At 71.2% G+C, this 22,228-nt stretch carries 22 protein-coding genes; 18 read left to right on the plus strand and 4 right to left on the minus strand.

The features are described from left to right. Window positions 1–24 precede the first annotated feature (24 nt). From GB864_RS08920 to GB864_RS08960, 9 genes are all read left to right on the plus strand, one after another. Window positions 25–498 (plus strand): cell division protein SepF, encoded by a 474-nt coding sequence (locus GB864_RS08920; RefSeq protein ID WP_160424198.1) that lies wholly within the window; start codon window positions 25–27, stop codon window positions 496–498. Between the two features lie 9 nt (window positions 499–507). Further along, window positions 508–819 carry a YggT family protein gene (locus GB864_RS08925; RefSeq protein ID WP_160424200.1) on the plus strand — a complete coding sequence of 104 codons (312 nt, stop codon included), beginning with the start codon at window positions 508–510 and terminating at the stop codon, window positions 817–819. 168 nt (window positions 820–987) lie between these two features. Beyond that, the gene (locus tag GB864_RS08930; RefSeq protein WP_160424202.1) at window positions 988–1,680 is read left to right on the plus strand and encodes a DivIVA domain-containing protein; all 693 of its coding nucleotides are present in this window, start codon (window positions 988–990) and stop codon (window positions 1,678–1,680) included. After that, on the plus strand, window positions 1,673–2,365 hold the full coding sequence (lspA, locus tag GB864_RS08935) for a signal peptidase II (protein WP_160424204.1): 693 nt from the start codon (window positions 1,673–1,675) through the stop codon (window positions 2,363–2,365). Before GB864_RS08930 ends, lspA begins: the two co-directional genes overlap by 8 nt. A 10-nt stretch (window positions 2,366–2,375) precedes the next feature. Next, window positions 2,376–3,293, plus strand: coding sequence for an RluA family pseudouridine synthase (locus tag GB864_RS08940; protein WP_160424206.1), 918 nt, complete (start codon window positions 2,376–2,378; stop codon window positions 3,291–3,293). A gap of 168 nt (window positions 3,294–3,461) precedes the next feature. Continuing rightward, window positions 3,462–6,929, plus strand: coding sequence for a DNA polymerase III subunit alpha (gene dnaE, locus GB864_RS08945; RefSeq protein ID WP_236779008.1), 3,468 nt, complete (start codon window positions 3,462–3,464; stop codon window positions 6,927–6,929). Window positions 6,930–7,015: 86 nt separating this feature from the next. Then, entirely contained in the window at window positions 7,016–8,320 is a 1,305-nt protein-coding gene (hisD, locus tag GB864_RS08950; RefSeq protein ID WP_160424210.1) for a histidinol dehydrogenase, read from the plus strand. A 25-nt stretch (window positions 8,321–8,345) separates the two neighbouring features. Then, window positions 8,346–8,819, plus strand: coding sequence for a transcriptional regulator NrdR (gene nrdR, locus GB864_RS08955; RefSeq protein ID WP_160424212.1), 474 nt, complete (start codon window positions 8,346–8,348; stop codon window positions 8,817–8,819). Then, window positions 8,816–9,859, plus strand: a complete 1,044-nt coding sequence (locus GB864_RS08960; protein WP_160424214.1) for a quinone-dependent dihydroorotate dehydrogenase — start codon at window positions 8,816–8,818, stop codon at window positions 9,857–9,859. The genes nrdR and GB864_RS08960 overlap by 4 nt, the downstream gene beginning before the upstream one ends. Window positions 9,860–9,908: 49 nt before the next feature. Here GB864_RS08960 and GB864_RS08965 read toward each other — a convergent pair whose 3' ends face one another. Beyond that, complete coding sequence (locus tag GB864_RS08965) at window positions 9,909–10,955, minus strand: App1 family protein (RefSeq protein ID WP_160424215.1); 1,047 nt, start codon at window positions 10,953–10,955, stop codon at window positions 9,909–9,911. Window positions 10,956–11,038: 83 nt separating this feature from the next. On the opposite strand from GB864_RS08965, the gene GB864_RS08970 reads away from it, so the two are divergent. The 6 genes from GB864_RS08970 (at window position 11,039) to GB864_RS08995 (ending at window position 15,763) form a co-directional block, all read left to right on the plus strand. Next, complete coding sequence (locus GB864_RS08970) at window positions 11,039–11,701, plus strand: TetR family transcriptional regulator (RefSeq protein ID WP_160424217.1); 663 nt, start codon at window positions 11,039–11,041, stop codon at window positions 11,699–11,701. A 136-nt stretch (window positions 11,702–11,837) separates the two neighbouring features. Beyond that, a complete protein-coding gene (locus tag GB864_RS08975; protein ID WP_160424220.1) occupies window positions 11,838–12,434 on the plus strand; it encodes an arsenate reductase/protein-tyrosine-phosphatase family protein in 597 nt (198 codons plus the stop codon). A 167-nt stretch (window positions 12,435–12,601) separates the two neighbouring features. Next, entirely contained in the window at window positions 12,602–13,414 is an 813-nt protein-coding gene (locus tag GB864_RS08980; protein ID WP_160424221.1) for an ABC transporter ATP-binding protein, read from the plus strand. Continuing rightward, window positions 13,411–14,103, plus strand: coding sequence for an ABC transporter permease subunit (locus GB864_RS08985; RefSeq protein WP_160424223.1), 693 nt, complete (start codon window positions 13,411–13,413; stop codon window positions 14,101–14,103). Before GB864_RS08980 ends, GB864_RS08985 begins: the two co-directional genes overlap by 4 nt. Then, window positions 14,100–14,828 carry an ABC transporter permease gene (locus GB864_RS08990; RefSeq protein ID WP_160424225.1) on the plus strand — a complete coding sequence of 243 codons (729 nt, stop codon included), beginning with the start codon at window positions 14,100–14,102 and terminating at the stop codon, window positions 14,826–14,828. The genes GB864_RS08985 and GB864_RS08990 overlap by 4 nt, the downstream gene beginning before the upstream one ends. Window positions 14,829–14,839: 11 nt before the next feature. Next, window positions 14,840–15,763 (plus strand): ABC transporter substrate-binding protein, encoded by a 924-nt coding sequence (locus GB864_RS08995; protein ID WP_160424227.1) that lies wholly within the window; start codon window positions 14,840–14,842, stop codon window positions 15,761–15,763. Between the two features lie 8 nt (window positions 15,764–15,771). Here the strand turns inward: GB864_RS08995 and GB864_RS09000 are convergent, their stop codons facing one another. The 3 genes from GB864_RS09000 to GB864_RS09010 form a co-directional block, all read right to left on the minus strand. Next, the gene (locus GB864_RS09000) at window positions 15,772–16,518 is read right to left on the minus strand and encodes a DedA family protein (protein ID WP_160424229.1); all 747 of its coding nucleotides are present in this window, start codon (window positions 16,516–16,518) and stop codon (window positions 15,772–15,774) included. 77 nt (window positions 16,519–16,595) lie between these two features. After that, on the minus strand, window positions 16,596–17,513 hold the full coding sequence (locus GB864_RS09005; protein ID WP_160424231.1) for a M48 family metalloprotease: 918 nt from the start codon (window positions 17,511–17,513) through the stop codon (window positions 16,596–16,598). A gap of 1 nt (window position 17,514) precedes the next feature. Then, window positions 17,515–17,889 carry a BlaI/MecI/CopY family transcriptional regulator gene (locus GB864_RS09010; protein WP_160424233.1) on the minus strand — a complete coding sequence of 125 codons (375 nt, stop codon included), beginning with the start codon at window positions 17,887–17,889 and terminating at the stop codon, window positions 17,515–17,517. 132 nt (window positions 17,890–18,021) lie between these two features. On the opposite strand from GB864_RS09010, the gene GB864_RS09015 reads away from it, so the two are divergent. The 3 genes from GB864_RS09015 to cydD are packed head-to-tail and all read left to right on the plus strand — an operon-like array spanning window position 18,022 to window position 22,139. After that, window positions 18,022–19,434, plus strand: a complete 1,413-nt coding sequence (locus tag GB864_RS09015) for a cytochrome ubiquinol oxidase subunit I (RefSeq protein WP_160424235.1) — start codon at window positions 18,022–18,024, stop codon at window positions 19,432–19,434. A 9-nt stretch (window positions 19,435–19,443) separates the two neighbouring features. After that, window positions 19,444–20,451 (plus strand): cytochrome d ubiquinol oxidase subunit II, encoded by a 1,008-nt coding sequence (gene cydB / locus GB864_RS09020; protein ID WP_160424237.1) that lies wholly within the window; start codon window positions 19,444–19,446, stop codon window positions 20,449–20,451. Beyond that, window positions 20,451–22,139, plus strand: coding sequence for a thiol reductant ABC exporter subunit CydD (cydD, locus tag GB864_RS09025; protein WP_160424238.1), 1,689 nt, complete (start codon window positions 20,451–20,453; stop codon window positions 22,137–22,139). The genes cydB and cydD overlap by 1 nt, the downstream gene beginning before the upstream one ends. The last annotated feature ends 89 nt before the right edge of the window (window positions 22,140–22,228 follow it).

Genomic DNA, 22,228 nt, shown 5'->3' on the forward strand with positions numbered 1-22,228 from the left:
GCACGACCCACGAAGGGGGCAGCGATGTCGAATCCGCTGAAGAAGACCATGGTCTATCTCGGTCTCGCCGATGAGGAGATCGAATCCGTCGCGCCCGTCACGGCGCCCGTGCAGCAAGTGCCGCACCCCGCCCCGACGCCGGGACCGAAGCCCGCGCCGGTGACCCCGCTCCGCAGCAAGGCTCCGGCGCCGAGCTACAGTGCGCCCCACGCAGACATGAATGAGATCCTCACCGTCCACCCCCGCCAGTACAAGGACGCGCAGCTGATCGCGGAGTCCTTCCGCGACGGCGTGCCGGTCATCATCAACCTCTCGCAGATGTCCGACAACGACGCCCGTCGTCTGATCGACTTCGCGAGCGGCCTCTCGCAGGGCCTCTACGGCAAGATCGAGCGCGTCACGAGCAAGGTGTTCCTGCTCTCGCCGTCGCACGTCGTCGTCTCGGGCGAGGCCGATTCGACCGAGGATGCGGACAGCTCCTTCTTCTCGCACTCGTAGACTTCCCGCGTGGGTCTTTTCGCGATCATCTGGAGCGTCCTCTACTACGTCCTCCTGATCTACTTCTTCGTCATGTGGGGTCGATTCATCGTCGACCTCGTCCGGACCTTCAATCGGAACTGGCGTCCGCGCGGGTTCCTGCTCGTGGTGGTCGAGACGGTCTACGCCGTCACCGACCCGCTCGTGCGACTCTTCCGGCGCTTCATCCCGCCGATCCGCTTCGGGCAGGTCTCCCTGGACCTCGCCTGGAGCCTCGCGCTGCTGCTCGTCATCATCCTGATGTCGATCGTGCAGACGCTCGCGATCGCCGCCATGCGGTGACGCTCGGGCGGAGCCGCGAGGTTCCGCCATCCGGTGGCATCCGACCACCTGGGGATTCGCTGTCGAGATGACGCGGCACGGACCTCGCCCTGCAGGCCCCGATCGTGGTTTGCTACCGTTGCACGAACGTGATCGAACCGTTCGACGAGATGTGAAAGCAGGTACGTCATGGCGCTCACCCCTGATGACGTGGTCAACAAGCGCTTCCAGGCGACGAAGTTCCGGGAGGGCTACGACCAGGACGAGGTCGACGACTTCCTCGACGAGGTGGTCGTCGAGCTGCGTCGGCTGAATCAGGAGAACGAGGAGCTCCGGCAGCGTCTCGCCGGCGCCGATTCCCGTGTCGCCGAGGCCGAACAGGCCGCAGCGCGTGCGCAGTCGGCCGCCGCCTCCCAGCCCGCGCAGACGTACCAGCCGGTCGTCGCGCCGCCGCCCACCGTCGCCGTGCCGGTCGCCGCGCCCGCGCCGGTGAGCGAGCTCGACGAGCAGACGAGCACCACGAACCTGCTGCAGCTCGCCCGTCGCCTGCACGAGGAGCACGTGCGCGAGGGCATCGAGAAGCGCGATGCGCTCATCGCCGAGGGCCACGCCACCGCAGCGCGCCTCGTCGCCGAGGCCGAGACGAAGCAGCGCGAGCGCGTCGCCGTGCTCGAGACCGAGCGCGTCGCGCTCGAGAAGCGTCTCGAGGAGCTCCGTTCGTTCGAGCGCGACTACCGCCTGAAGCTCAAGAGCTACATCGAGGGCCAGCTGCGCGAGCTCGACACGGTCGCGCCCACCGCCGCGCCGCAGAGCTTCACCGCGACCGGCAGCGTGAGCGAGGCGCCGATCCAGGCGCCGAGCTACCAGGGCTTCGGTGCCTGAGCGCCGGACGAAGGCCGGCGTCACCGCACTCACGCTCCTCGTCCTCATCGCGCTGGCGGCCTACGGGCTCGACCAGTTCACGAAGTACCTCGTCGTCGAGAATCTGACGCCGGGCGAGATCGTGCCCGTGCTCGGCCCCGTCCTCGAGTGGCAGTTCGTCCGCAACCCGGGCGCCGCCTTCTCGATGGCGAGCGGCATGACGTGGATCTTCACGATCCTCGCGGCCGCCGTGATCACGGTCATCATCTGGTTCGCCGGGAAGATCAAGTCCACCGCGTGGGCGGTGGTCTTCGGCCTCCTGCTCGGCGGGGTGCTGGGCAATCTCACGGACCGGCTCTTCCGGGAGCCGTCCTTCGGGCTCGGGCACGTCGTCGACTTCATCTCGACGCCGTGGCTGCTGCCCGCGATCTACAACGTGGCCGACATCTGCATCGTGTCGAGCATGGTGCTCTTCCTCATCCTGTCGATCCGGGGCATCGGCCTCGACGGCACTCGTGAGACGAAGGACGGCGGCGGATCCACCTCCGACGCAGCCGAGCCCGCTGCCGAAGCGGCGCCGTCCGCCGACGCCGATTCGATCGAGCGTCCGACGGGCTCGACCGTCGACGGCGACGAGCCGGCCGGCGACGAGCGCGCCGACGACGAGCGCGGCGGCCGTGCCTACGGCGCCGTCTCGCACGGCTGATCGGGCGCTCGTGGAACATCGCTCGCTGCCCGTCCCCGACGGGCTCGACGGCAGCCGGGTCGACGCCGGGCTCGCCAAGCTCCTCGGCTTCTCCCGCACCCTCGCGGCCGATGTGGCGGAGTCGGGCGGCGTCGCGCTCGACGGCCGCACGGTCGGCAAGTCCGACAAGCTGAAGGCCGGCGCCTGGCTCGAGGTGAGCTGGGCGGAGCCGCGCGGCATCGTCGTCGAGGCGATCCCCGTGCCCGACCTCGGCATCGTGCACGACGACGACGACCTCGTCGTCGTCGACAAGCCCGCGGGCGTCGCCGCCCACCCGTCGGTCGGCTGGACCGGCCCGACGGTCGTCGGCGCCCTCGCGGCGGCCGGCTTCCGCATCTCGACCTCCGGGGCACCCGAGCGACAGGGCGTCGTGCACCGCCTGGACGCCGGTACGTCCGGTCTCATGGTCGTCGGGAAGTCCGAGCGCGCCTACACGGCGCTCAAGCGGGCCTTCCACGACCGCGAGGTGTCGAAGATCTACCACACGCTCGTGCAGGGGCATCCCGACCCCCTCGCCGGCACGATCGACGCACCCGTCGGCCGGCATCCGAAGCACGAGTGGAAGTTCGCCGTCACGGGCGACGGCAAGCACGCCGTCACCCACTACGAGACGATCGAGGCGTTCCCGAGCGCATCGCTGCTCGAGATCCACCTCGAGACCGGCCGTACGCATCAGATCCGCGTGCACATGGCCGCCCAGCGGCACCCGTGCTGCGGCGATTCGATGTACGGCGCCGACCCCAAGCTCTCGGCCCGGCTCGGTCTCGACCGGCAGTGGCTGCACGCCGTGGAGCTCGCGTTCACGCACCCGGCGACGGGGGAGTGGACGACCTTCACGTCGGCCTATCCGGCCGATCTCCAGCACGCCCTCGACGTCCTCGCGTACTGATCCGAGCCGATCGACCGGATGCCTCCGGGCATCCTCGCGTCGCCGGCGTCCGGGTCCCCGGTGCGCCGTAGACTTGCCGCGTCCCAGGCATCCAGACCAAGACCCGCATCGAGGAGCCCAGTGACCGCCGATTCCTTCGTCCACCTGCACGTGCACAGCGAGTACTCGATGCTCGACGGTGCGGCCCGCGTCGGCGAACTGCTCGACGCCGCGAAGGAAGAGGGGATGCCGGCGGTCGCCGTCACCGACCACGGCAACGTCTTCGGGGCGTACGACTTCTGGAAGCAGGCGACGGACCGCGGCATCAAGCCGATCATCGGCACGGAGGCCTACCTCACGCCGGGCACGGCCCGCGGCGACAAGACGCGCGTGCGCTGGGGCGACGGTGGCGGCGACGACGTGTCGGGCTCGGGCGCGTACACGCACATGACGCTGCTCGCCGAGACGACCGAGGGCATGCACAACCTCTTCCGGTTGAACTCGCTCGCCTCGCTCGAGGGCTACTACTTCAAGCCGCGCATGGACCGCGAGCTGCTGCAGACGTACGGCAAGGGGCTCATCGCCACCACCGGCTGCCCTGGCGGTGAGGTGCAGACGCGACTGCGGCTCGGCCAGTGGGACGCGGCGCTCGCGGCGGCGGCCGACTACCGCGACATCTTCGGCGCCGACAATTACTTCTGCGAGATCATGGACCACGGCATCGGCGTCGAGCGCCGCGTGCAGCAGGACCTCTACCGGCTCGCCAAGGAACTCGGCCTCCCGCTCGTCGCGACGAACGACCTGCACTACACGCACGCCGCCGATGCGAAGAGCCACGCGGCGCTGTTGTGCGTGCAGTCCGGCTCGACGCTCGACGACCCGAACCGCTTCAAGTTCGACGGCGACGAGTACTACCTGAAGTCCGCCGAGCAGATGCGCCAGATCTTCCGCGAGGTGCCCGAGGCGTGCGACAACACGCTCGTCATCGCGGAGCGCTGCGACGTGCAGTTCAACACGAGCGCCAACTACATGCCGCGCTTCCCCGTGCCCGAGGGCGAGAACGAGGAGAGCTGGTTCGTCAAGGAGGTCGAGCTCGGCCTGCACTACCGCTACCCCGACGGCATTCCCGACGCGGTGCGCAAGCAGGCCGACTACGAGGTCGGCGTCATCAGCCAGATGGGCTTCCCGGGCTACTTCCTCGTCGTCGCCGACTTCATCAACTGGTCCAAGGACAACGGCATCCGCGTCGGCCCCGGCCGCGGTTCCGGCGCCGGCTCCATGGCCGCGTACGCCATGAAGATCACCGACCTCGACCCGCTGCAGCACGGCCTCATCTTCGAGCGCTTCCTCAACCCCGACCGCGTCTCGATGCCCGACTTCGACGTCGACTTCGACGAGCGCCGTCGCGGCGAGGTCATCAAGTACGTGACCGAGAAGTACGGCTCGGAGCGCGTCGCGCAGATCGTGACCTACGGCACGATCAAGGCGAAGCAGGCGCTGAAGGACTCGGGCCGCGTGCTCGGGTTCCCCTTCTCCATGGGCGAGAAGCTCACGAAGGCCATGCCGCCCGCCGTCATGGGCAAGGACATCCCGCTCTCGGGCATCTTCGACTCCTCGCACGCCCGCTACAAGGAGGCGGGCGACATCCGGGCGATCATCGAGACCGACCCCGAGGCGAAGACGGTCTTCGAGACCGCGCGCGGGCTCGAGAACCTCAAGCGCCAGTGGGGCGTGCACGCCGCCGGCGTCATCATGTCGTCCGAGCCGCTCATCGACATCATCCCGATCATGAAGCGGGAGCAGGACGGGCAGATCGTCACGCAGTTCGACTACCCCGCGTGCGAGTCGCTCGGCCTCATCAAGATGGACTTCCTGGGGCTGCGCAACCTCACGATCATCGACGACGCGCTCGACAACATCGAGGCGAACCGCGGCTTCCGGCCCGTGCTCGAAGACCTCGCGCTGGATGACGCGGAGGCGTACAAGCTGCTCGGTTCCGGCGACACGCTCGGGGTCTTCCAGCTCGACGGCGGCCCGATGCGCGGCCTGCTGCGGCTCATGAAGCCCGACAACTTCGAAGACATCTCGGCCGTCATCGCGCTGTACCGCCCGGGCCCCATGGGTGCGAACTCCCACACGAACTACGCCCTGCGCAAGAACGGCCTGCAGGAGATCACGCCGATCCACCCGGAGTTCGCCGAGTCGCTCGCCGACATCCTCGACACCAGCTACGGCCTCATCATCTACCAGGAGCAGGTGATGGCGATCGCCCAGCGCGTCGCGGGGTTCTCGCTCGGCCAGGCCGACATCCTCCGCCGTGCCATGGGCAAGAAGAAGAAGTCCGAGCTCGACAAGCAGTACGAGGGCTTCGAAGCCGGCATGAAGGGCAACGGCTACTCCGACGCCGCGATCAAGAAGCTCTGGGACATCCTGCTGCCCTTCTCGGACTACGCGTTCAACAAGGCGCACTCGGCCGCCTACGGCGTGCTGTCCTACTGGACCGCCTACCTCAAGGCGCACTACCCGGCCGAGTACATGGCCGCGCTCCTCACGAGCGTCGGCGACGCCCGCGACAAGCTGGCGCTCTACCTCAACGAGTGCCGCCGCATGGGCATCCAGGTGCTCGCACCCGACGTCAACGAGTCGATCGGCTACTTCGCGGCCGTCGGCGACGACATCCGCTTCGGCCTCGGCGCGGTGCGCAACGTCGGCTTCAACGTCGTCGGGCACATCCGCGAGGCGCGCACCGAGAAGGGGCGCTTCGAGTCGTTCCACGACTTCCTGAAGAAGGTGCCGCTGCCGGTCGCGAACAAGCGCACCGTCGAGTCGCTCATCAAGGCCGGCGCGTTCGACTCGCTCGGCGACACGCGGCGCTCGCTCGTCGAGATCCACGAGGCGGCCGTGGAGTCGTCGGTGTCCGAGAAGCGCGTCGAGGCGACCGGCCAGGCCGGCTTCGACTTCGACTCGCTCTTCGACGAGGCCGCAGCCGAGCCGGTGTCGCTCGTGCCGCCGCGTCCCGAGTGGGCGAAGAAGGACAAGCTGGCGTTCGAGCGCGAGATGCTCGGACTCTACGTCTCCGACCATCCGCTCGCCGGGCTCGAGCTGCCGCTCGCGAAGCACGCCTCGACCTCGATCACCGATCTCACCTCGAGCGACTCGGTGCAGGACGGCGACCAGGTCACCGTCGCCGGCCTCGTCACGAGCGTGCAGCACCGCATCGCGAAAGCGAGCGGCAACGCCTACGGCTCGATCACGGTCGAGGACTTCTCCGGCGACATCACCGTGATGTTCATGGGCAAGGCGTACCAGGAGTTCGCGCCGGCCCTGCAGGCCGACTCCATCGTCGTCGTGCGCGGCCGCGTGAGCCTCCGCGACGACGGCATGAACCTGCACGCCTTCAGCGTCTTCACCCCTGATATCGGCCAGGGCGACGAGTCGGGGCCGGTCACGGTGTCGCTGCCCGACCATCGGGCCACGACCGACACCGTGCAGGCGCTCGGCGACGTGCTCATCCGGCATGCGGGCGACACCGAGCTGCGGCTGCGGCTGACGAAGGGCGGCACCGGCCGCGTCTTCGAGCTGCCCTACAAGGTGCGCGTCTCGGCCGACTTCTACGGGGAGCTCAAGAGCCTGCTCGGGCCGAACTGCCTGCTCTGATCGCAGGGCGCGGTCGGGCCGGCCGACGGCCGTCGCAGGGCGTCGCCGTCGGGGTCGCGCCCGGCCCGCCTCGGTAGGCTGGCAGGATGCTTCGCACGATCGATCTGCGGGGGACGACGCTGTCGTCCGCCGAGCTGCTCGCCCTCGTCCCGCGCGCCGTGACCGATGTCACGGCCGCCCTCGGGACCGCCGCCGGACTCATCCAGGACGTCCGCGAGCAGGGCGAGCATGCGCTGCTCGACCAGTCGGAGCGCTTCGACCGCGTGCGTCCCGCCGCGCTCCGCGTGCCGGCTGCGGAGCTCGCCGCGGCGGAGGCCGCGCTGGCCGACGACGTGCGTGCGGCGATCCGCTCGGCGATCGAGCGCGTCCGCGCCGCGAGCGAGGCGCAGGTCCCGCCGGCGCGACGCACCGAACTCGCGCCGGGCGCCGTCGTCGAGCAGCGCTGGCAGCCGGTCGCCCGGGTCGGCCTGTACGTTCCCGGCGGCAAGGCGGTCTACCCGTCGAGCGTCGTCATGAACGTCGTGCCGGCGCAGGTCGCCGGCGTCGGCTCGATCGCGCTCTGCTCCCCGCCGCAGGCCGCCTTCGGCGGCTCGGTGCACCCGACGGTGCTCGCGGCCGCGGCGCTGCTCGGCATCGACGAGGTCTACGCGATGGGCGGCGCCGGAGCGATCGGCGCCTTCGCCTACGGCGTGCCCGGCATCGGCCTCGAGCCGGTCTCGATGGTGACCGGCCCCGGCAACGTGTTCGTCGCCGCGGCCAAGCGCGCGGTGCAAGGCGTCGTCGGCATCGACGCGGAGGCCGGTCCCACCGACATCCTCGTCATCGCCGATGCGGGCGCGAACGCCGACTTCGTCGCCGCCGACCTCGTCAGCCAGGCCGAGCACGACGAGCTCGCGGCATCCGTGCTCGTGACGGACTCGGCCGAGTTCGCGGCGGCCGTCGACGCCCGCGTCGAGGCCCGCGCGACGGCGACGGCGCACTCCGAGCGCGTGCGGACGGCGATGACGGGACCGCAGTCGGCGATCGTCCTCGTCGACGACCTGCCGCAGGCGGCGCGCTTCGCGAACGCGTTCGGCGCCGAGCACCTCGAGATCCAGACGAGCGATCCGGATGCCGTGCTGGCCGGCATCGAGAGCGCCGGCGCGATCTTCCTCGGGCCGTACTCGCCGGTGAGCCTCGGCGACTACGCCGCCGGGTCGAACCACGTGCTGCCGACGGGCGGCGCCTCCCGCTTCTCGTCGGGCCTGTCGGCGTCGACGTTCCTCCGCCCGCAGCAGATCGTGCGCTACGAGGAGGAGGGACTCGCGGGGGTGGCCCCGGCCATCGCCGCGCTCTCGGCGGAGGAGGACCTCCCGGCCCACGGCGAGGCGGTCACCGCGCGGTTCGCCTGAGCCGCGCCGGTAGGCTGATCCCACCATGTTCTGCCCCTTCTGCCGCCACCCGGATTCCCGAGTCATCGATTCCCGTACGAGCGACGACGGGCTCTCCATCCGCCGCCGCCGCCAGTGCCCCGAGTGCGGCCGGCGCTTCTCGACGACCGAGACCGCGAGCCTCGTCGTCATCAAGCGCTCCGGCGTCGTGGAGCCGTTCAGCCGCGAGAAGGTCGTGACCGGCGTGCGCAAAGCCTGCCAGGGCCGACCCGTCACCGAGGCCGACCTCGCGGTGCTCGCGCAGAAGGTCGAGGAGGCGGTGCGCGCCACCGGCGCCGCGCAGATCGACGCGAACGACATCGGCCTGGCGATCCTGCCGCCGCTGCGCGAGCTCGACGAGGTCGCCTACCTCCGGTTCGCGAGCGTGTACCAGGCGTTCGAATCGCTGGACGACTTCGAGTCCGCGATCGAGGCGCTGCGCGCCGAGCACGGCCGCCTCCCGGCGAGGCCCGCCGAATGAGCGCGTACGACCTGCTGTTCAGGGGCGTCTTCGTCCGGATGGACCCCGAACGGGCGCACCACCTGGCGTTCGACGTCATCCGGATGCTCGGCGCGCCCGTGCTGCGCGGCGTCGTCCGCGCCTGGTCGAAGCCCGACCCGTCGCTCGCCGTCGAGACGCTCGGACTCCGTTTCGACTCGCCGTTCGGCGTCGCCGCCGGGTTCGACAAGGACGCGCTCGCGGTCGCCGGGCTCGGCGCGCTCGGCTTCGGCCACGTCGAGGTCGGCACGCTCACCCCCGTCTCGCAGCCCGGCAACGAGCAGCCGCGGATGGCGCGCCTCGTCGCCGACCGCGCCGTCGTCAACCGCATGGGCTTCAACAACGGCGGGGCCGACGCCGCAGCCGGGCGGCTCGCCGCACTGCGACGACGCCGGCGCAGGCCCGTCATCGGCGTCAACATCGGCAAGAACAAGCTCACGCCCGTCGAGGATGCCGCGGACGACTACGAGCGCGCGGCGCGGGTGCTCGCGCCCTACGCCGACTACCTCGTCGTCAACGTGTCCTCGCCGAACACCCCAGGGCTGCGCGGCCTGCAGGAGCTCGACTCGCTCGAGCCCGTGCTGCGCCGCACGCTCGACGCCGCGGGCGCCGTGCCGCTGCTCGTGAAGATCGCCCCAGACCTCACCGACGAGGAGGTCGAGCGCATCGCCGGCCTCGCCGTGCGCGTCGGCCTCGCCGGCGTCATCGCCACCAACACGACGATCGCCCGCGACGAACTCGGACTGCGTTCCTCGAGCGCGATGATCGAGGCGGCCGGCGGCGGCGGGCTCTCGGGGGCGCCGCTCGCGGCGCGTTCGCTCGAGGTGCTCCGCGTCATCCGGCGCACCGTGCCCGCCGAGCTCTGCGTGATCTCCGTCGGCGGCGTCGAGACGGCGGCCGACGTGCAGGAGCGCCTCGACGCCGGGGCGACCCTCGTGCAGGGCTACACCGGGTTCATCTACCGCGGGCCCGCGTGGGCGCGGGAGATCAACCGCGGGCTCCGCAAGCTGCGCGCGGCCTAGTCGGCTCTCGCCCGGCTCCGCTCGTCGAGCGGGCCGGGCCGGCGCGACGTCAGAGGAGGTCGTGCTCGACGAGCGCGTCGGCCAACCGCGAACCGTCGGGGCCGGTGACGCGCACCACGCCGCCGTCGCGGTTGGCCGGCGTCGAGCGACCGCCGGCGAGCACGGCCTCGCCGCTCGAGAGCTGGCGGATGGCGATCCCGGCGACGCGGTCGGGCTGCTCCTCCGCGAAGCGCGAGTAGATCGCGTCGTCGTGCTGCCCGTCGTCGCCGATGAGCAGCCAGCGCACGCCCGGGAACTCGGCCGCGAGACGACGAAGATTCTCGCTCTTGTGGGCGACGCCGCTGCGGAACCATCGGTCGTGGGTGGGACCCCAGTCCGTGAGGAGCAACGGGCCCTCGGGGAAGAGGTTGCGGTCGAGGAAGCGGTTGATCGCGGGCGCGACGTTCCAGGCTCCCGTCGAGAGGTACACGATCGGTGCGCCCGGGTGGCGCCGGATGAGCCGCTCGTAGAGCACCGCCATGCCGGGGATGGGGGTGCGGGCGTGCTCGTCGACGACGAACGTGTTCCAGGCCGCGACGAGCGGCCTCGGGAGCGCGGTCACCATGACGGTGTCGTCGACGTCCGAGACGATGCCGAACCGGGCATCCGAAGCGACGACGACGAGGTCGGCCTCGACGGGCTGCGCGCCCTTCGTGCGGAGGATCGCCGTGTGCCGGCCGGGCGGGAGGTCGGCGCTGACGCGCGTGTCGACGACGCCGCCGCGATCCGCGTAGACCGTCGAGGTGATGCCGCCGATCTCGACCTCGACTGGGACGTCGCCCACGGGAACGCTGATGAAGCTGCGCCAGCCGCGGATGCCCTGGCCGGGTCGTCCGCGATCCGCGCGCCGCGGGTGGGTCAGCAGCACGCGGCACAGCACCCGCGCCCAACCGCCCGTCTCCGATTGCCCGCCGTACCCGGTGTACGGGATGATCGTCGGCACCTGTCCGCGGGCCCGCGCGAAGCGCGAGCGGACGCCGTGGAACCAGTCCTCGATCCGTGCGGCGCGGTGTCGGCGCCGCGATCGGGTGACGGCGTCGTCGATCGGCTCGGGCATCTGGCGATTCTCTCATGAGCGCGTGACGAAGCGGCCCCCGGTCGCCGGTACCATGTTCGGCGGGGGTATGAGAAGGAGGTTCCGTGCCAAGAGGCGACCTGATCACCGGGTCCACCGATGACGCCAAGTCGGTCGTTCGAACGGAACCGTCGCAGCGCCGCAGCGCCGAGCGACTGGACGCCCTCCTCGACGCCGCCGCCCTCGTCGTCGACGAGGTCGGCGCCGACCGCCTGACCACGCAGCTCGTCGCCGAGCGCTCGGGCGCGTCCATCGGCACCGTCTACCGCTACTTCCCCGACCGCGTCGCGGTGCTCCAGGGCCTCCGCGAGCGCTCGGTGCGCCGCTTCCGCGAGCGCCTCGCCGCGTCGCTGCAGCAGGTGCGCGTGAGCGCGTGGTGGGAGGTGTTCGACCTCGTCATCGACGTCGCCGTCGAGTGCTACCGGCGCGAGGCCGGCTTCCGCCTGCTGCGGGGGAGCGACCGCGATCGCACGGGAGCGACCGCCCCGGCGATCATCGCCGAGCGCATCCTCGCCGTGATCGAGGACGAGTTCGGCCCGGTGCCCGGCGTCGAGCCGGGCGAGCTCCGGGTGCGCGTCGATGCCGCCGTCGAGGTCGCCGACGCGCTGATCTCGCGCGCCGCCGTCGACGGCCGGTTCGACGAGCGCTACCTGGCCCTCTGCCGCGAGTCCGTGCATTCGCTCCTCGCGCCGGTGTTCGTCGGGCTCGAGCAGGCGAACGCCGCGTAAGCGCCGACCGCCGACCGGATCCGGCACCTCCGGCGACACGCCGGAGGACACGGTGCTTCCGCGCGCCCGTCCGCTGACCGATGGCTGCCAGACTGTGCCCGTGCTGCTGCGGGGGCGGCGGCGGACGGAGGCGTCGATGCCGGAGGCCGGGGGTCGGCAGCGGTTCGAAGTGCTCGCGGTGTGCACCGGCAATATCTGCCGCTCGCCCGTGATCGAGCGGCTGCTCGAAGCGAGATTCGCCGAGGTCGGCGTCATCGCACAGGTGCGCAGCGCCGGGACCGCGGCGATGCTGGGGGCGGGGATGCCCGACGAGGCGTTCGACCTGCTCGAGCGCTACGACGGTTCGACCCGCGACCACTCGCCCCGGCAGCTGACGGCCGCGGATCTCCGCCGCGCCGATCTGGTGCTCACGGCCACGCGCTCGCACCGGGCGGCGGTCGCGGCGCTGGCGCCGGAGCGCGCCTATCGGGCGTTCGTGCTCGCCGAGTTCGCGCGGCTCGCCGAGACGGCGCTCGACGACGACCGCTTCGTCGGCGCGGTCGCCGACCCGACCGCGCTCGCGGAAGTGATCGCGACGTACCGCGACGCCGAGCCGGAACTGCCGCCCGCGGTCGAAGACCTGCCCGATCCCTTCCACCGCGCCCAGGGCGTCTGGGACGACGTGGGTCGGCGCATCGACGGCGCGACGCGACGGCTCGCCGAGGCGCTCGCCGAGCTGGCGCCCGTGCGCTGAACCGGCCGCCGGTCCGATCCCGGGCCGGGTCCGGAGCCGATTCGCGGCCCGGCTGTCTCGTCGAAGCGCGCCCGAGAACCCGCCCGCGAACCTGCCCCGGTTTGCCGTTGTCCGCGGTGGGTGGTTCGCTGGGTCACGGGTGCGCCTGCGCCCAGGGGAAGGGCAGGATGATCGAGTTCCACTCCGTCTCGAAGCAGTATCCCGACGGCACCCTGGCGGTGCGCGAGGTCTCGCTGCAGGTGCCGCCGCGGCAGACCACCGTGCTCGTCGGCTCCTCCGGCTCGGGCAAGACCACCCTGCTGCGCATGGTCAACCGCATGGTCGACCCGTCCGCGGGCCGCGTCACGATCGACGGCGACGACGTCGCGGGAACGGATGCCGTGAAGCTCCGTCGCGGCATCGGCTACGTCATGCAGAACTCGGGGCTGCTGCCGCACCGCACGGTCGCGGCGAACATCGCGACCGTCCCGCTCCTGCGCGGCTGGAAGCGCCACGACGCCAGGGAGCGGGCGCTCGAGCTCATGGACACGGTCGGCCTCGACCGCTCGCTCGCCGACCGCTACCCCGGTCAGCTCTCCGGCGGCCAGCAGCAGCGCGTCGGCGTCGCGCGCGGTCTCGCGGTCGACCCCAACATCCTGCTCATGGACGAGCCGTTCGGCGCCGTCGACCCCCTCGTGCGCCGCGAACTGCAGGAGGAACTGCTCCGGCTCCAGCGCGAGCTCGGCAAGACGGTGCTCTTCGTCACGCACGACATCGACGAGGCGTTCCTGCTCGGCGACCGGGTCGTCATCCTCCGCGAGGGCGGCGAGATCGTGCAGATCGGCACCCCCGCCGAGATCCTCGCCTCGCCGGCCGACGGCTTCGTCGCCGACTTCGTCGGCGCCGACCGCGGCCGCCGCGCTCTGCACGTGCAGGAGGTCGACGGCCGCAGCCTCGTCGTCGACGCCGACGGACGGCCCGCGGGAGTGCTCGCCCGGTGAACTGGATCCTCCGCAACCTCGACGAGATCCTCGAGCTCACCCTCGTGCATCTGGCGCTCAGCGTGCCGGCGATCATCCTGAGCTTCGTGCTGGCGGTGCCGATCGGTTGGGTCGCGCACCGCTACGCGTGGTCGCGCGGCATCCTGCTCACGCTGTGCGGGCTGCTCTACGCGATCCCGTCGCTCGCGCTGCTCATCGTGCTGCCGGCCCTCACCGGCCAGTCGCTGCGCTCACCGGCGAACCTCGTCGTGGCTCTGACGCTCTACGGTCTTGCGGTCATCGTGCGCACCGCGGCCGATGCGTTCGACGCGGTCGATCCCGACGTCCGCCAGTCCGCGACCGCCGTCGGCTACGCCGCGTGGGGTCGTTTCTGGGGCGTCGAACTGCCGCTCGCGGGGCCGGTGCTGCTCGCCGGCCTGCGGGTCGTCATCGTGAGCACGGTGAGCCTCGTCACGGTCGGCGCGGTCATCGGCGTGCAGAGTCTCGGCTCGCTCTTCACCGACGGCTTCCAGCGCGGCATCGCGGGCGAGATCTGGGCGGGCCTCATCATGACGGTCGTGCTCGCGCTCGCGCTCGACGGGCTCGCGGTGCTCGGCGGCCGGCTGCTGCTGCCGTGGGCGCGAGGCGGCCGACGCCGCCCGCGTCTCGTCGCACCCGATCCGACCCTCCAGGCGGCGGAGGCCCGATGAACCTCATCGCCGACGGCTTCGCCTGGTTGACCGATCCCGCGAACTGGACGGGCGCCGGTTCCATCCCCGAGCGCTTGGTCGAGCACCTCCTGGTCAGCCTCCTCATCCTGCTGATCGCAGGCCTCATCGCCCTGCCCGTCGGCTTCACGATCGGGCACACCGGCCGCGGCAAGGGGCTCGCGGTCGCCGTCACCGGCGGCATGCGGGCGATCCCGACGCTCGGCCTGCTCACGCTCGCCGCTCTCTGGCTCGGCATCGGCCTGGCCGCGCCGATCCTCGCGCTCGTCGTGCTCGCGATCCCGCCGCTCCTGGCGGGCGCGTACTCGGGGCTCGAGTCGGTCGACCGGCGCGTCCTCGACGCCGCCAAGGGCGTCGGGATGACGGGGCTGCAGCGCTTCACGGGCGTCGAGCTGCCCCTGTCGGCGCCCATCGTCATCGGCGGCATCCGCTCGGCCGCCCTGCAGATCATCGCAACCGCGACGCTCGCCGCCTACACCTCCGACTTCGGGCTCGGCCGTTTCCTCTTCCGCGGCCTCAAGACGAACGACTACGCCGAGGCCTTCGGCGCCGCCGTGCTCGTCATCGCGCTCGCCCTCCTCGTCGACGGCCTCTTCGCCCTCGCCCAGCGCTTCTCGGTCCCGGTCGGCGTGCGCGTCGCCCGGTCCGGGGAACCGACCCGTTCCGCGGCAGACCGCGCGACCGGACGCACCACCACCAACGTCTGAAGGGAATCACCATGCACACCGCAGCACGAACCCGCTTCGCTCTGGCGGCCGTCGCCGTCGGCGCGGTCGTCGCCCTCGCGGGCTGCTCCTCGAGCGACCCGCTCGAGACCGATGCCGCGAGCAGCGGATCCGGCGAGACGCTCGTCGTCGGCTCGCAGGACTACTACTCGAACGAGATCATCGCCGAGATCTACGCGCAGGCCTTCGAGGCGAACGGCTTCGAGGTCGACCGGCAGTTCCGCATCGGCCAGCGCGAGGTCTACCTTCCCGAGATCGAGTCGGGCGCGATCGACGTCTTCCCGGAGTACACCGGCAACCTCCTGCAGGCGCTCGACGACACCGCGACGGTCACCGAGTCGACGGCCGTCTACGACGCGCTCACGGAGGCATTGCCGGAGGGCCTCCGCGCCCTCGACCAGTCGAGCGCGACCGATCAGGACTCCTACAACGTGACGGCCGGCTTCGCCGAGCAGTGGGACCTCGTCGAGATCGGCGATCTCGCGAACGTCACCGAACCGCTCACGCTCGGCGGCAACTCCGAGCTCGAGACTCGGCCGTACGGCCCTCCCGGGCTCGAGTCGGTCTACGGCGTCACGGTGGGCTTCACGCCGATCGAGGACTCCGGCGGCCCGCTCACGCTCAAGGCGCTCGTCGACGGTCAGGTGCAGCTCGTCGACATCTACAGCGCCGACCCGAACATCGAGGCGAACGACCTCGTCACGCTCGAGGACCCCGAGGGCCTGTTCCTCGCCTCGAACGTCGTGCCGATCGTGAGCGACAAGGTCGACGACACGGCGACCGAGGTGCTCAACACGGTGAGCGCGGCGCTGACGCCGGAGATCCTCGTCTCGCTCAACGCGCAGTCGGTGAACGACGAGGACTCGGCCGAGGACATCGCGTCCGCGTGGCTCGAGGAGGCCGGGCTCTTCAGCTGAGGTCGGGCTCAGGAACGGGGCGGTGCCGATGCGGCGCCGCCCCGTTCCGCGTTCGCCGCTTCGGAGACGAGGGATGCGGGCGCCTCGGACGCGTCCGGGTCGCCGGCCGCGGCGTGGGAGGCATCCAGGTGGCGGTGCTCGATGCGCAGCAGCGCCTTCTTGCCGAGCCACACCAGCAGCAGGAACACGACGATCACGCCGACGAAGACGTAGCCGGCCCAGTGCAGTTCGCGCGAGAGCTCGCGGTAGGAGTCGGCGGCCGCCCAGCCGACCGTCGCGTAGCCGAACGCCCACAGGACGCACGCCGGCGCCGTCCAGGCGAGGAAGCGCCGGTAGCGCATGGTGCTCATGCCGACCGTGAGGGGCACGAGCGAATGCAGCACCGGCAGGAAGCGGGAGAGGAAGACGGCGATGCCGCCGCGGCGCGCGACGTAGGCCTCGGCGCGGTTCCAGGTCGGCTCGCCGATGCGCCGGCCGAGCCGGGAGGCGCGGATGCGGGGGCCGAACCAGCGGCCGATCGCGAACCCGATCGACTCGCCGGCGAGGGCGCCGAGGATGACCGCGACGAGCAGCGCGGCGTACTGCCAGACGTCCTCGATCGCCGTCGAGGCGACGATGACGATCGTGTCGCCCGGCACCACGAGACCGACGAGCACGCTCGTCTCGAGCAGGATGGCGATCCCTGCGAGGATCGTGCGCAGCACCGGATCGACGCCCTGCACGGCGTCGAGGATCCCGTCGAGGAGCTCGTTCATCGGGGCAAGGATATGGGCTCGGCTGCGGCGCTGCCTGGGGGGAGGCCGGAAATCGTCAGTGGGGATGACCCCCGGGGTCACAGGCTCGAGAGCACGAGTGCGACGGGGGTCGCGACGAGCAGCGCGGCGGCGGCGAGGACGGCGACGCGGGCGAGCGTCGGGAGTTCGGCGGGCGGGGCTTCGAGCCGCACGAGCCGGCGCTGCTGCATGCGGTCGTCGAGGCTCACGCCGCCCGCGTCGGCGAGCGCGGCGAGTTCGCCGTCGGCCCCGACGCGCGTGAGCGCCCGGTGCACGGCGCCCCGGGAGGTCGCCCGCACGGCGGCGTTGTCGGCGAGCTCCTCGGTGAGCATCGTCACGGCGCGCTCGGCGCGGTTGGCGACGGGGAACCACGGCAGGGACGTGTGCCAAGCGCGGAAGGCGAGCTGGATGAGGTGGTGGAACCCGGCGAGATGGGCGCGTTCGTGCGCGACCACGGCATCGAGTTCGTCGCGTTCGAGGAGGGTGACGAGCCCGTCGGTGACGACGGTCGCGGTGCGGACACCCGGGACGCAGTAAGCGAGTGGCGCCGCATGCGCGAGGACGCTCGTGCGGGGCTCGCCGGGCAGCGGGTCGGCGAGGAGGGCGATGAGACGGTGCTGGCGACGGCGCTCCCGCTCGGTTCGTACCGCGGTGAGGGCGAGGTTGGCGAGCAGGTGCGCGCCGAGGAGCACGGCGGCGGCGAGTGCGGTGATCTGGAGCACGCCGAACTCGGCGGGAATGGGCCCGTGCCAGAGTTCGGGGATCAGATCGGGCAGCCCGATGACGCCGCCGGCGGTGTGCAGGGCGAACGCGAGGAGCGAGCCGAGCATCGAGAGCCCGCCGGCGAGGGCGATGGCCTGCCAGAGTGCGAGGGCGAGCGCGGGCGCGCGGTCGGTCCAGGCGGCGCGCGACAGCAGCACCGGCACCGGCCAGGCGAGGGCGAGTGCGAGGGCTGCGAGGATCGCTGCGGCGATCACGTCAGGCGGGATGCCGCTCGGCCAGGAGGCGGCGCAGGGTGTCGGCTTCGCCGGCGCTCACGGTGCCGACGAAGCGGGCGAGCGCGGCGTCGCGGTCGCGGGCGGAGCCGAGGACCTCGAGCATGAGGTCGGCGGTGTGGTCGGCGCGGCTGAGCGTCGCCTGGTACAGGTGGGGGCGGCGCTCGCGCGTGCGGTCGACGAATCCCTTGGCCTCGAGGCGGGAGAGCACCGTGAGCACGGTGGTCGGCGCGACGTCGTGGGGCGCTCCGCCGTGTCCCGTCGCGAGCCGCTCCCGGAGCGCGGATGCGCTGAGGGGCTCGTCCGAGGACCAGAGCAGGTCCATGACCGAACGTTCCAGATCGCCGAGTGTCGCCATTCCCACATCGTACCGTCGGCGGCAGGATGTGTTCTACGGGGGGTAGAAAGGGTTCTACACTTCGTAGAGTTCTACATCTCGTAGAACTGATGCCGCTCCATCCGCGGTCTCCGAGGAAGGAATCTGATTCCGGTGAACGACTGGCTCGATCCGCTCCTGCTCTCCCGTTGGCAGTTCGGCCTCACGACCGTCTACCACTTCCTGTTCGTGCCCATCACGATCGGCCTCGTGGTCGCCGTCGCGATCTTCCAGACCGCGTGGGTGCGCTCGGGCAAGCCCGTCTACCTGCAGCTCACGAAGTTCTTCGGCACGATCTTCCTCATCAACTTCGCGATGGGCGTCGTCACGGGCATCGTGCAGGAGTTCCAGTTCGGCATGAACTGGTCCGAGTACTCGCGCTACGTCGGCGACGTGTTCGGAGCCCCGCTGGCCTTCGAAGGCCTCCTCGCGTTCTTCCTCGAGGCGACCTTCATCGGCCTGTGGATCTTCGGCTGGAACCGATTGCCCCAGAAGGTGCACCTCGCGACGATCTGGCTCACCGCGATCGGCACGATCCTCTCGGCGTACTTCATCCTCGCGGCCAACGCGTTCATGCAGAACCCCGTCGCCTACCAGATGAACGAGGAGCGCGGCCGCGCCGAGCTCGTGAACATCTGGGAGCTCCTGACCAACCCCGTCGCGCTCGCCGCGTTCCCGCACACGATCTTCGCGAGCTTCATGGTCGGCGCCGGCCTCATCATCTCGGCCGCCGCCTGGCACCTCGCCCGCAACCAGCACCTCGAATCGATGCGCAAGGCGCTGAAGTTCGGCCTCTGGGCGATGGTCGTCTCGGGCATCCTCACGAGCCTCGCGGGCGATCAGCTCTCGCTCACCATGGTGGCGACCCAGCCGATGAAGATGGCCGCCGCGGAGGCGACCTACGACACGGTCTGCGGCGCGAACGCCTCGTTCTCGCTCTTCACGCTCGGCACACCGGACGGCTCGACCGAGCTGTTCTCGATCCGCGTGCCGTACTTGCTCTCGTTCCTCTCCACCCACACGTTCGACGGCTGCGTCGAGGGACTGAACGACCTGCAGGCCGAGTACTCGGCGCTCTACGGCCCCGGCGACTACACGCCGATCATCTGGGTCACGTACTGGTCGTTCCGCTGGATGATCGGCCTCGGCGTCGCGCACATCCTCGTCGCGCTCGTCGGCCTGTGGGTCACCCGCAAGGGCCGTCTCCCCAAGCAGCGCTGGATCTGGAACGTCGCCGTCTGGTCGTTCCCGCTCTCGCTGCTCGCCATGAGCGTGGGGTGGATCTTCACGGAGATGGGCCGCCAGCCCTGGATCGTGTTCAGCCTGCTGAAGACCGAATCGGCCGTCTCGCCGAACGTGAGCGGACTCGACGTGCTCATCTCGCTCATCGCGTTCACGCTCATCTACGGCATCCTCGCCGTCGTCGAGGTGCGCCTGATCATCCGCGCGATCCGCAAGGGACCGCCGGACGTCGGCGAACCCGATCCGGAAACCGGTCGCCACGAACCCGCCACGACGGTCTACTAGGAGGACGCCATGGATCTCGCAACGCTCTGGTTCTGGATCGTCGCCTTCATGTTCGTCGGCTATTTCGTGCTCGACGGCTTCGACTTCGGCGTCGGCATGTCGCTGCCCTTCCTCGCGAAGGACGACACCGACAAACGGGTGCTCATCAACACCATCGGTCCGGTCTGGGACCTCAACGAGACCTGGGTCATCGTGGCGGGCGCGGCCCTGTTCGCCGCCTTCCCCGAGTGGTACGCGAGCCTGTTCTCGGGGTTCTACCTCGCGCTGCTGCTCATCCTCCTCGCGCTCATCGCGCGCGGCGTGAGCTTCGAGTACCGGCACCAGCGGCCCGACTCGCAGTGGAAGAACTGGTTCGACTGGATGATCATCGTGGGTTCGGCGTTGCCCGCCCTGCTGTGGGGCGTCGCGTTCGCGAACATCGTGCAGGGCGTGCCGCTCGACGCCGACCACAACTTCACCGGCAACCTGCTCACCCTGCTGAACCCGTACGGGCTCCTCGGCGGCCTCACGACGCTGCTGCTGTTCTTCACGCACGGCGTGGTGTTCGTCTCGCTGAAGACCGACGGGGAGATCCGGGAGCGCGCGCGCAGGCTCGCGGTGCGGGCCGGGATCGTGACGGTCGTCGTCGCGGCGGGCTTCCTGCTCTGGACGGGCCTCGCGTTCGGCACCACGTGGTTCTGGATCCTCGCCGCGGTCGCGGCCGTCGCCCTCATCGGCTCCTGGTTCCTGAATTTCCGTGGTCTCGAAGGAGCATCCTTCACCCTCATGGCGATCACGATCGCGGCGGCGGTGTTCGCGCTCTTCGCGGTGCTCTTCCCGGATGTGCTGCCCGCGTCGAACGACCCGGCGAACAGCCTCACTATCGAGAACGCCTCCTCGACGCCGTATACGCTCACGGTGATGAGTTGGACCGCGCTGATCTTCCTGCCGTTCATCCTGGGCTACCAGGCGTGGACGTACTGGATCTTCCGCAAGCGCGTCACGCGCGCCGATATCGAGGCGGCGCCGGCCCACTGATGAAACCGCTCGACCCACGGCTCGTGCGCCGGTCGCGGGCCGCGCGGGGGTTCCTCCTGATCGGCGCGGCGCTCGCGCTCGTGCAGGCGCTCGCGACGATCGCCCTGGCGTTCTCGATCGCGGTGCTCGTCGCCGGGTTCGTGGGCGAGGTGCGGGTGCTGCCGCCCGGCGGCATCCTCGCCCCGGTCCCGGAATGGGCGGGCGCGGTCGACGTCGTCGGGGCGGCCTGGATGCTCGCGGCGGCCGCCGTCGTGCGCGCAGGCGCCGGGTGGGCGTGGGAGGTGGCCGGACGCGCCGGAGCGTCCCGCGTCAAGGCCGAGCTCCGCCAGGACCTGCTCGCCGCCCTGGCGGACCGGGCCCCGGGCGCCCTCGAAGCCCGCACGTCGGGGCGCCTCGCGGCGCTCCTCGGCAACGGGCTCGACGCGCTCGACGACTACTTCGGCCGGTTCCTGCCGCAGCTGCTGCTCACGGTCATCGCGACGCCGCTGCTCGTGCTGGCGGCGCTGCTGACCGACCCGTTGACCGCGCTCATCCTCGTCATCGTCCTGCCGATCATCCCGATCTTCATGGTGCTCATCGGGCTCGCGACGCGCGTCGTCCAGCAGCAGCAGTGGGACGAGCTCGGCAAGCTCTCGCAAGCCTTCCTCGAGGTCGTCGGCGGCCTCGCGACGCTCAAGCTCTTCGGGCGGGCGAATCGCCAGCTCGGCCGCATCCGCGGTGCGACCGACGACTACCGCTCGCGCACCATGAAGGTGCTGCGGGTCACGTTCCTCTCGGGGTTCGCGCTCGAGCTCGCGGCGAGCCTGTCGGTCGCGATCACCGCCGTGACCGTCGGCTTCCGGCTCGTCGACGGCGAGCTCGCGCTCGTCGTGGGACTCTTCGTGCTCGTGCTCGCACCCGAGGTGTTCCTGCCGATCCGCAACGTCGGCGCCGCCTTCCACGCCTCCTCCGAGGGCGTGACCGCTTCGACCGAGGCGTTCGACCTGCTCGACGCGGCGGGGGCCGAGGATGACGCCTCACGCCGCGGTGCGGGCGAAGCGAAGGGTGCTCCGCGCACCGGCGCCGGGGTCGAGGGCGTGCTGAGCGTGCTCCGCGGCGGCGAGGCCGTCGTCGTGGACGTCCCGATCCGGGCCGCACGCGGCGAGATCACCGTGCTCTCGGGGCCGTCGGGTGCGGGCAAGTCGTCGGTGTTCGCGGCGCTGCTCGGCTTCGCCGCGTTCTCGGGCGAGGTTCGGCTCGACGGCGCCCCGCTCGGCCGTGCCGATGTCGCCTGGGCCGGACAGCGTCCCGAGCTCCTCGGCGGCACGGTCGCCGAGAACGTGCGGCTCGGCGACGACGGCGCCGACCCCGCTCTGCTCCAGCGGGCGCTCGCGCTCGGCGGCGTCGACGTCGACCCTGAGCGGCTGCTCGGCCCCGGCGGCGCGGGGCTGTCCGGTGGGCAGGCGCAGCGCGTCGCGACCGCGCGGGCGATCCACCGGCTGCTCGCGCGCGACGCCGGCCTGCTGCTGCTCGACGAACCGTCGTCGGCGCTCGACGCCGACCGCGAGGCCCATCTCGCCGCCGCCCTCCGCGAACTCGCCGACGAGGGACGGTGCGTGCTCGTCGCGACCCATCGCCCCGCGCTCGTCGCCGCGGCCGATCGCGTGCTCGAACTCCGGCCGCTCGCCGCCGCCGGAGGCGGACGATGAGCGCGGCGACCGGCACGACCACGGCCGCCTCGGCCTCGGGCGCTCGCGCCGCCGACGCGGCCGACGCCGACGCCCGCCGCATCCTCCGC

The sequence above is a fragment of the Agromyces seonyuensis genome, from assembly GCF_009789225.1.
GTDB lineage: Bacteria > Actinomycetota > Actinomycetes > Actinomycetales > Microbacteriaceae > Agromyces > Agromyces seonyuensis.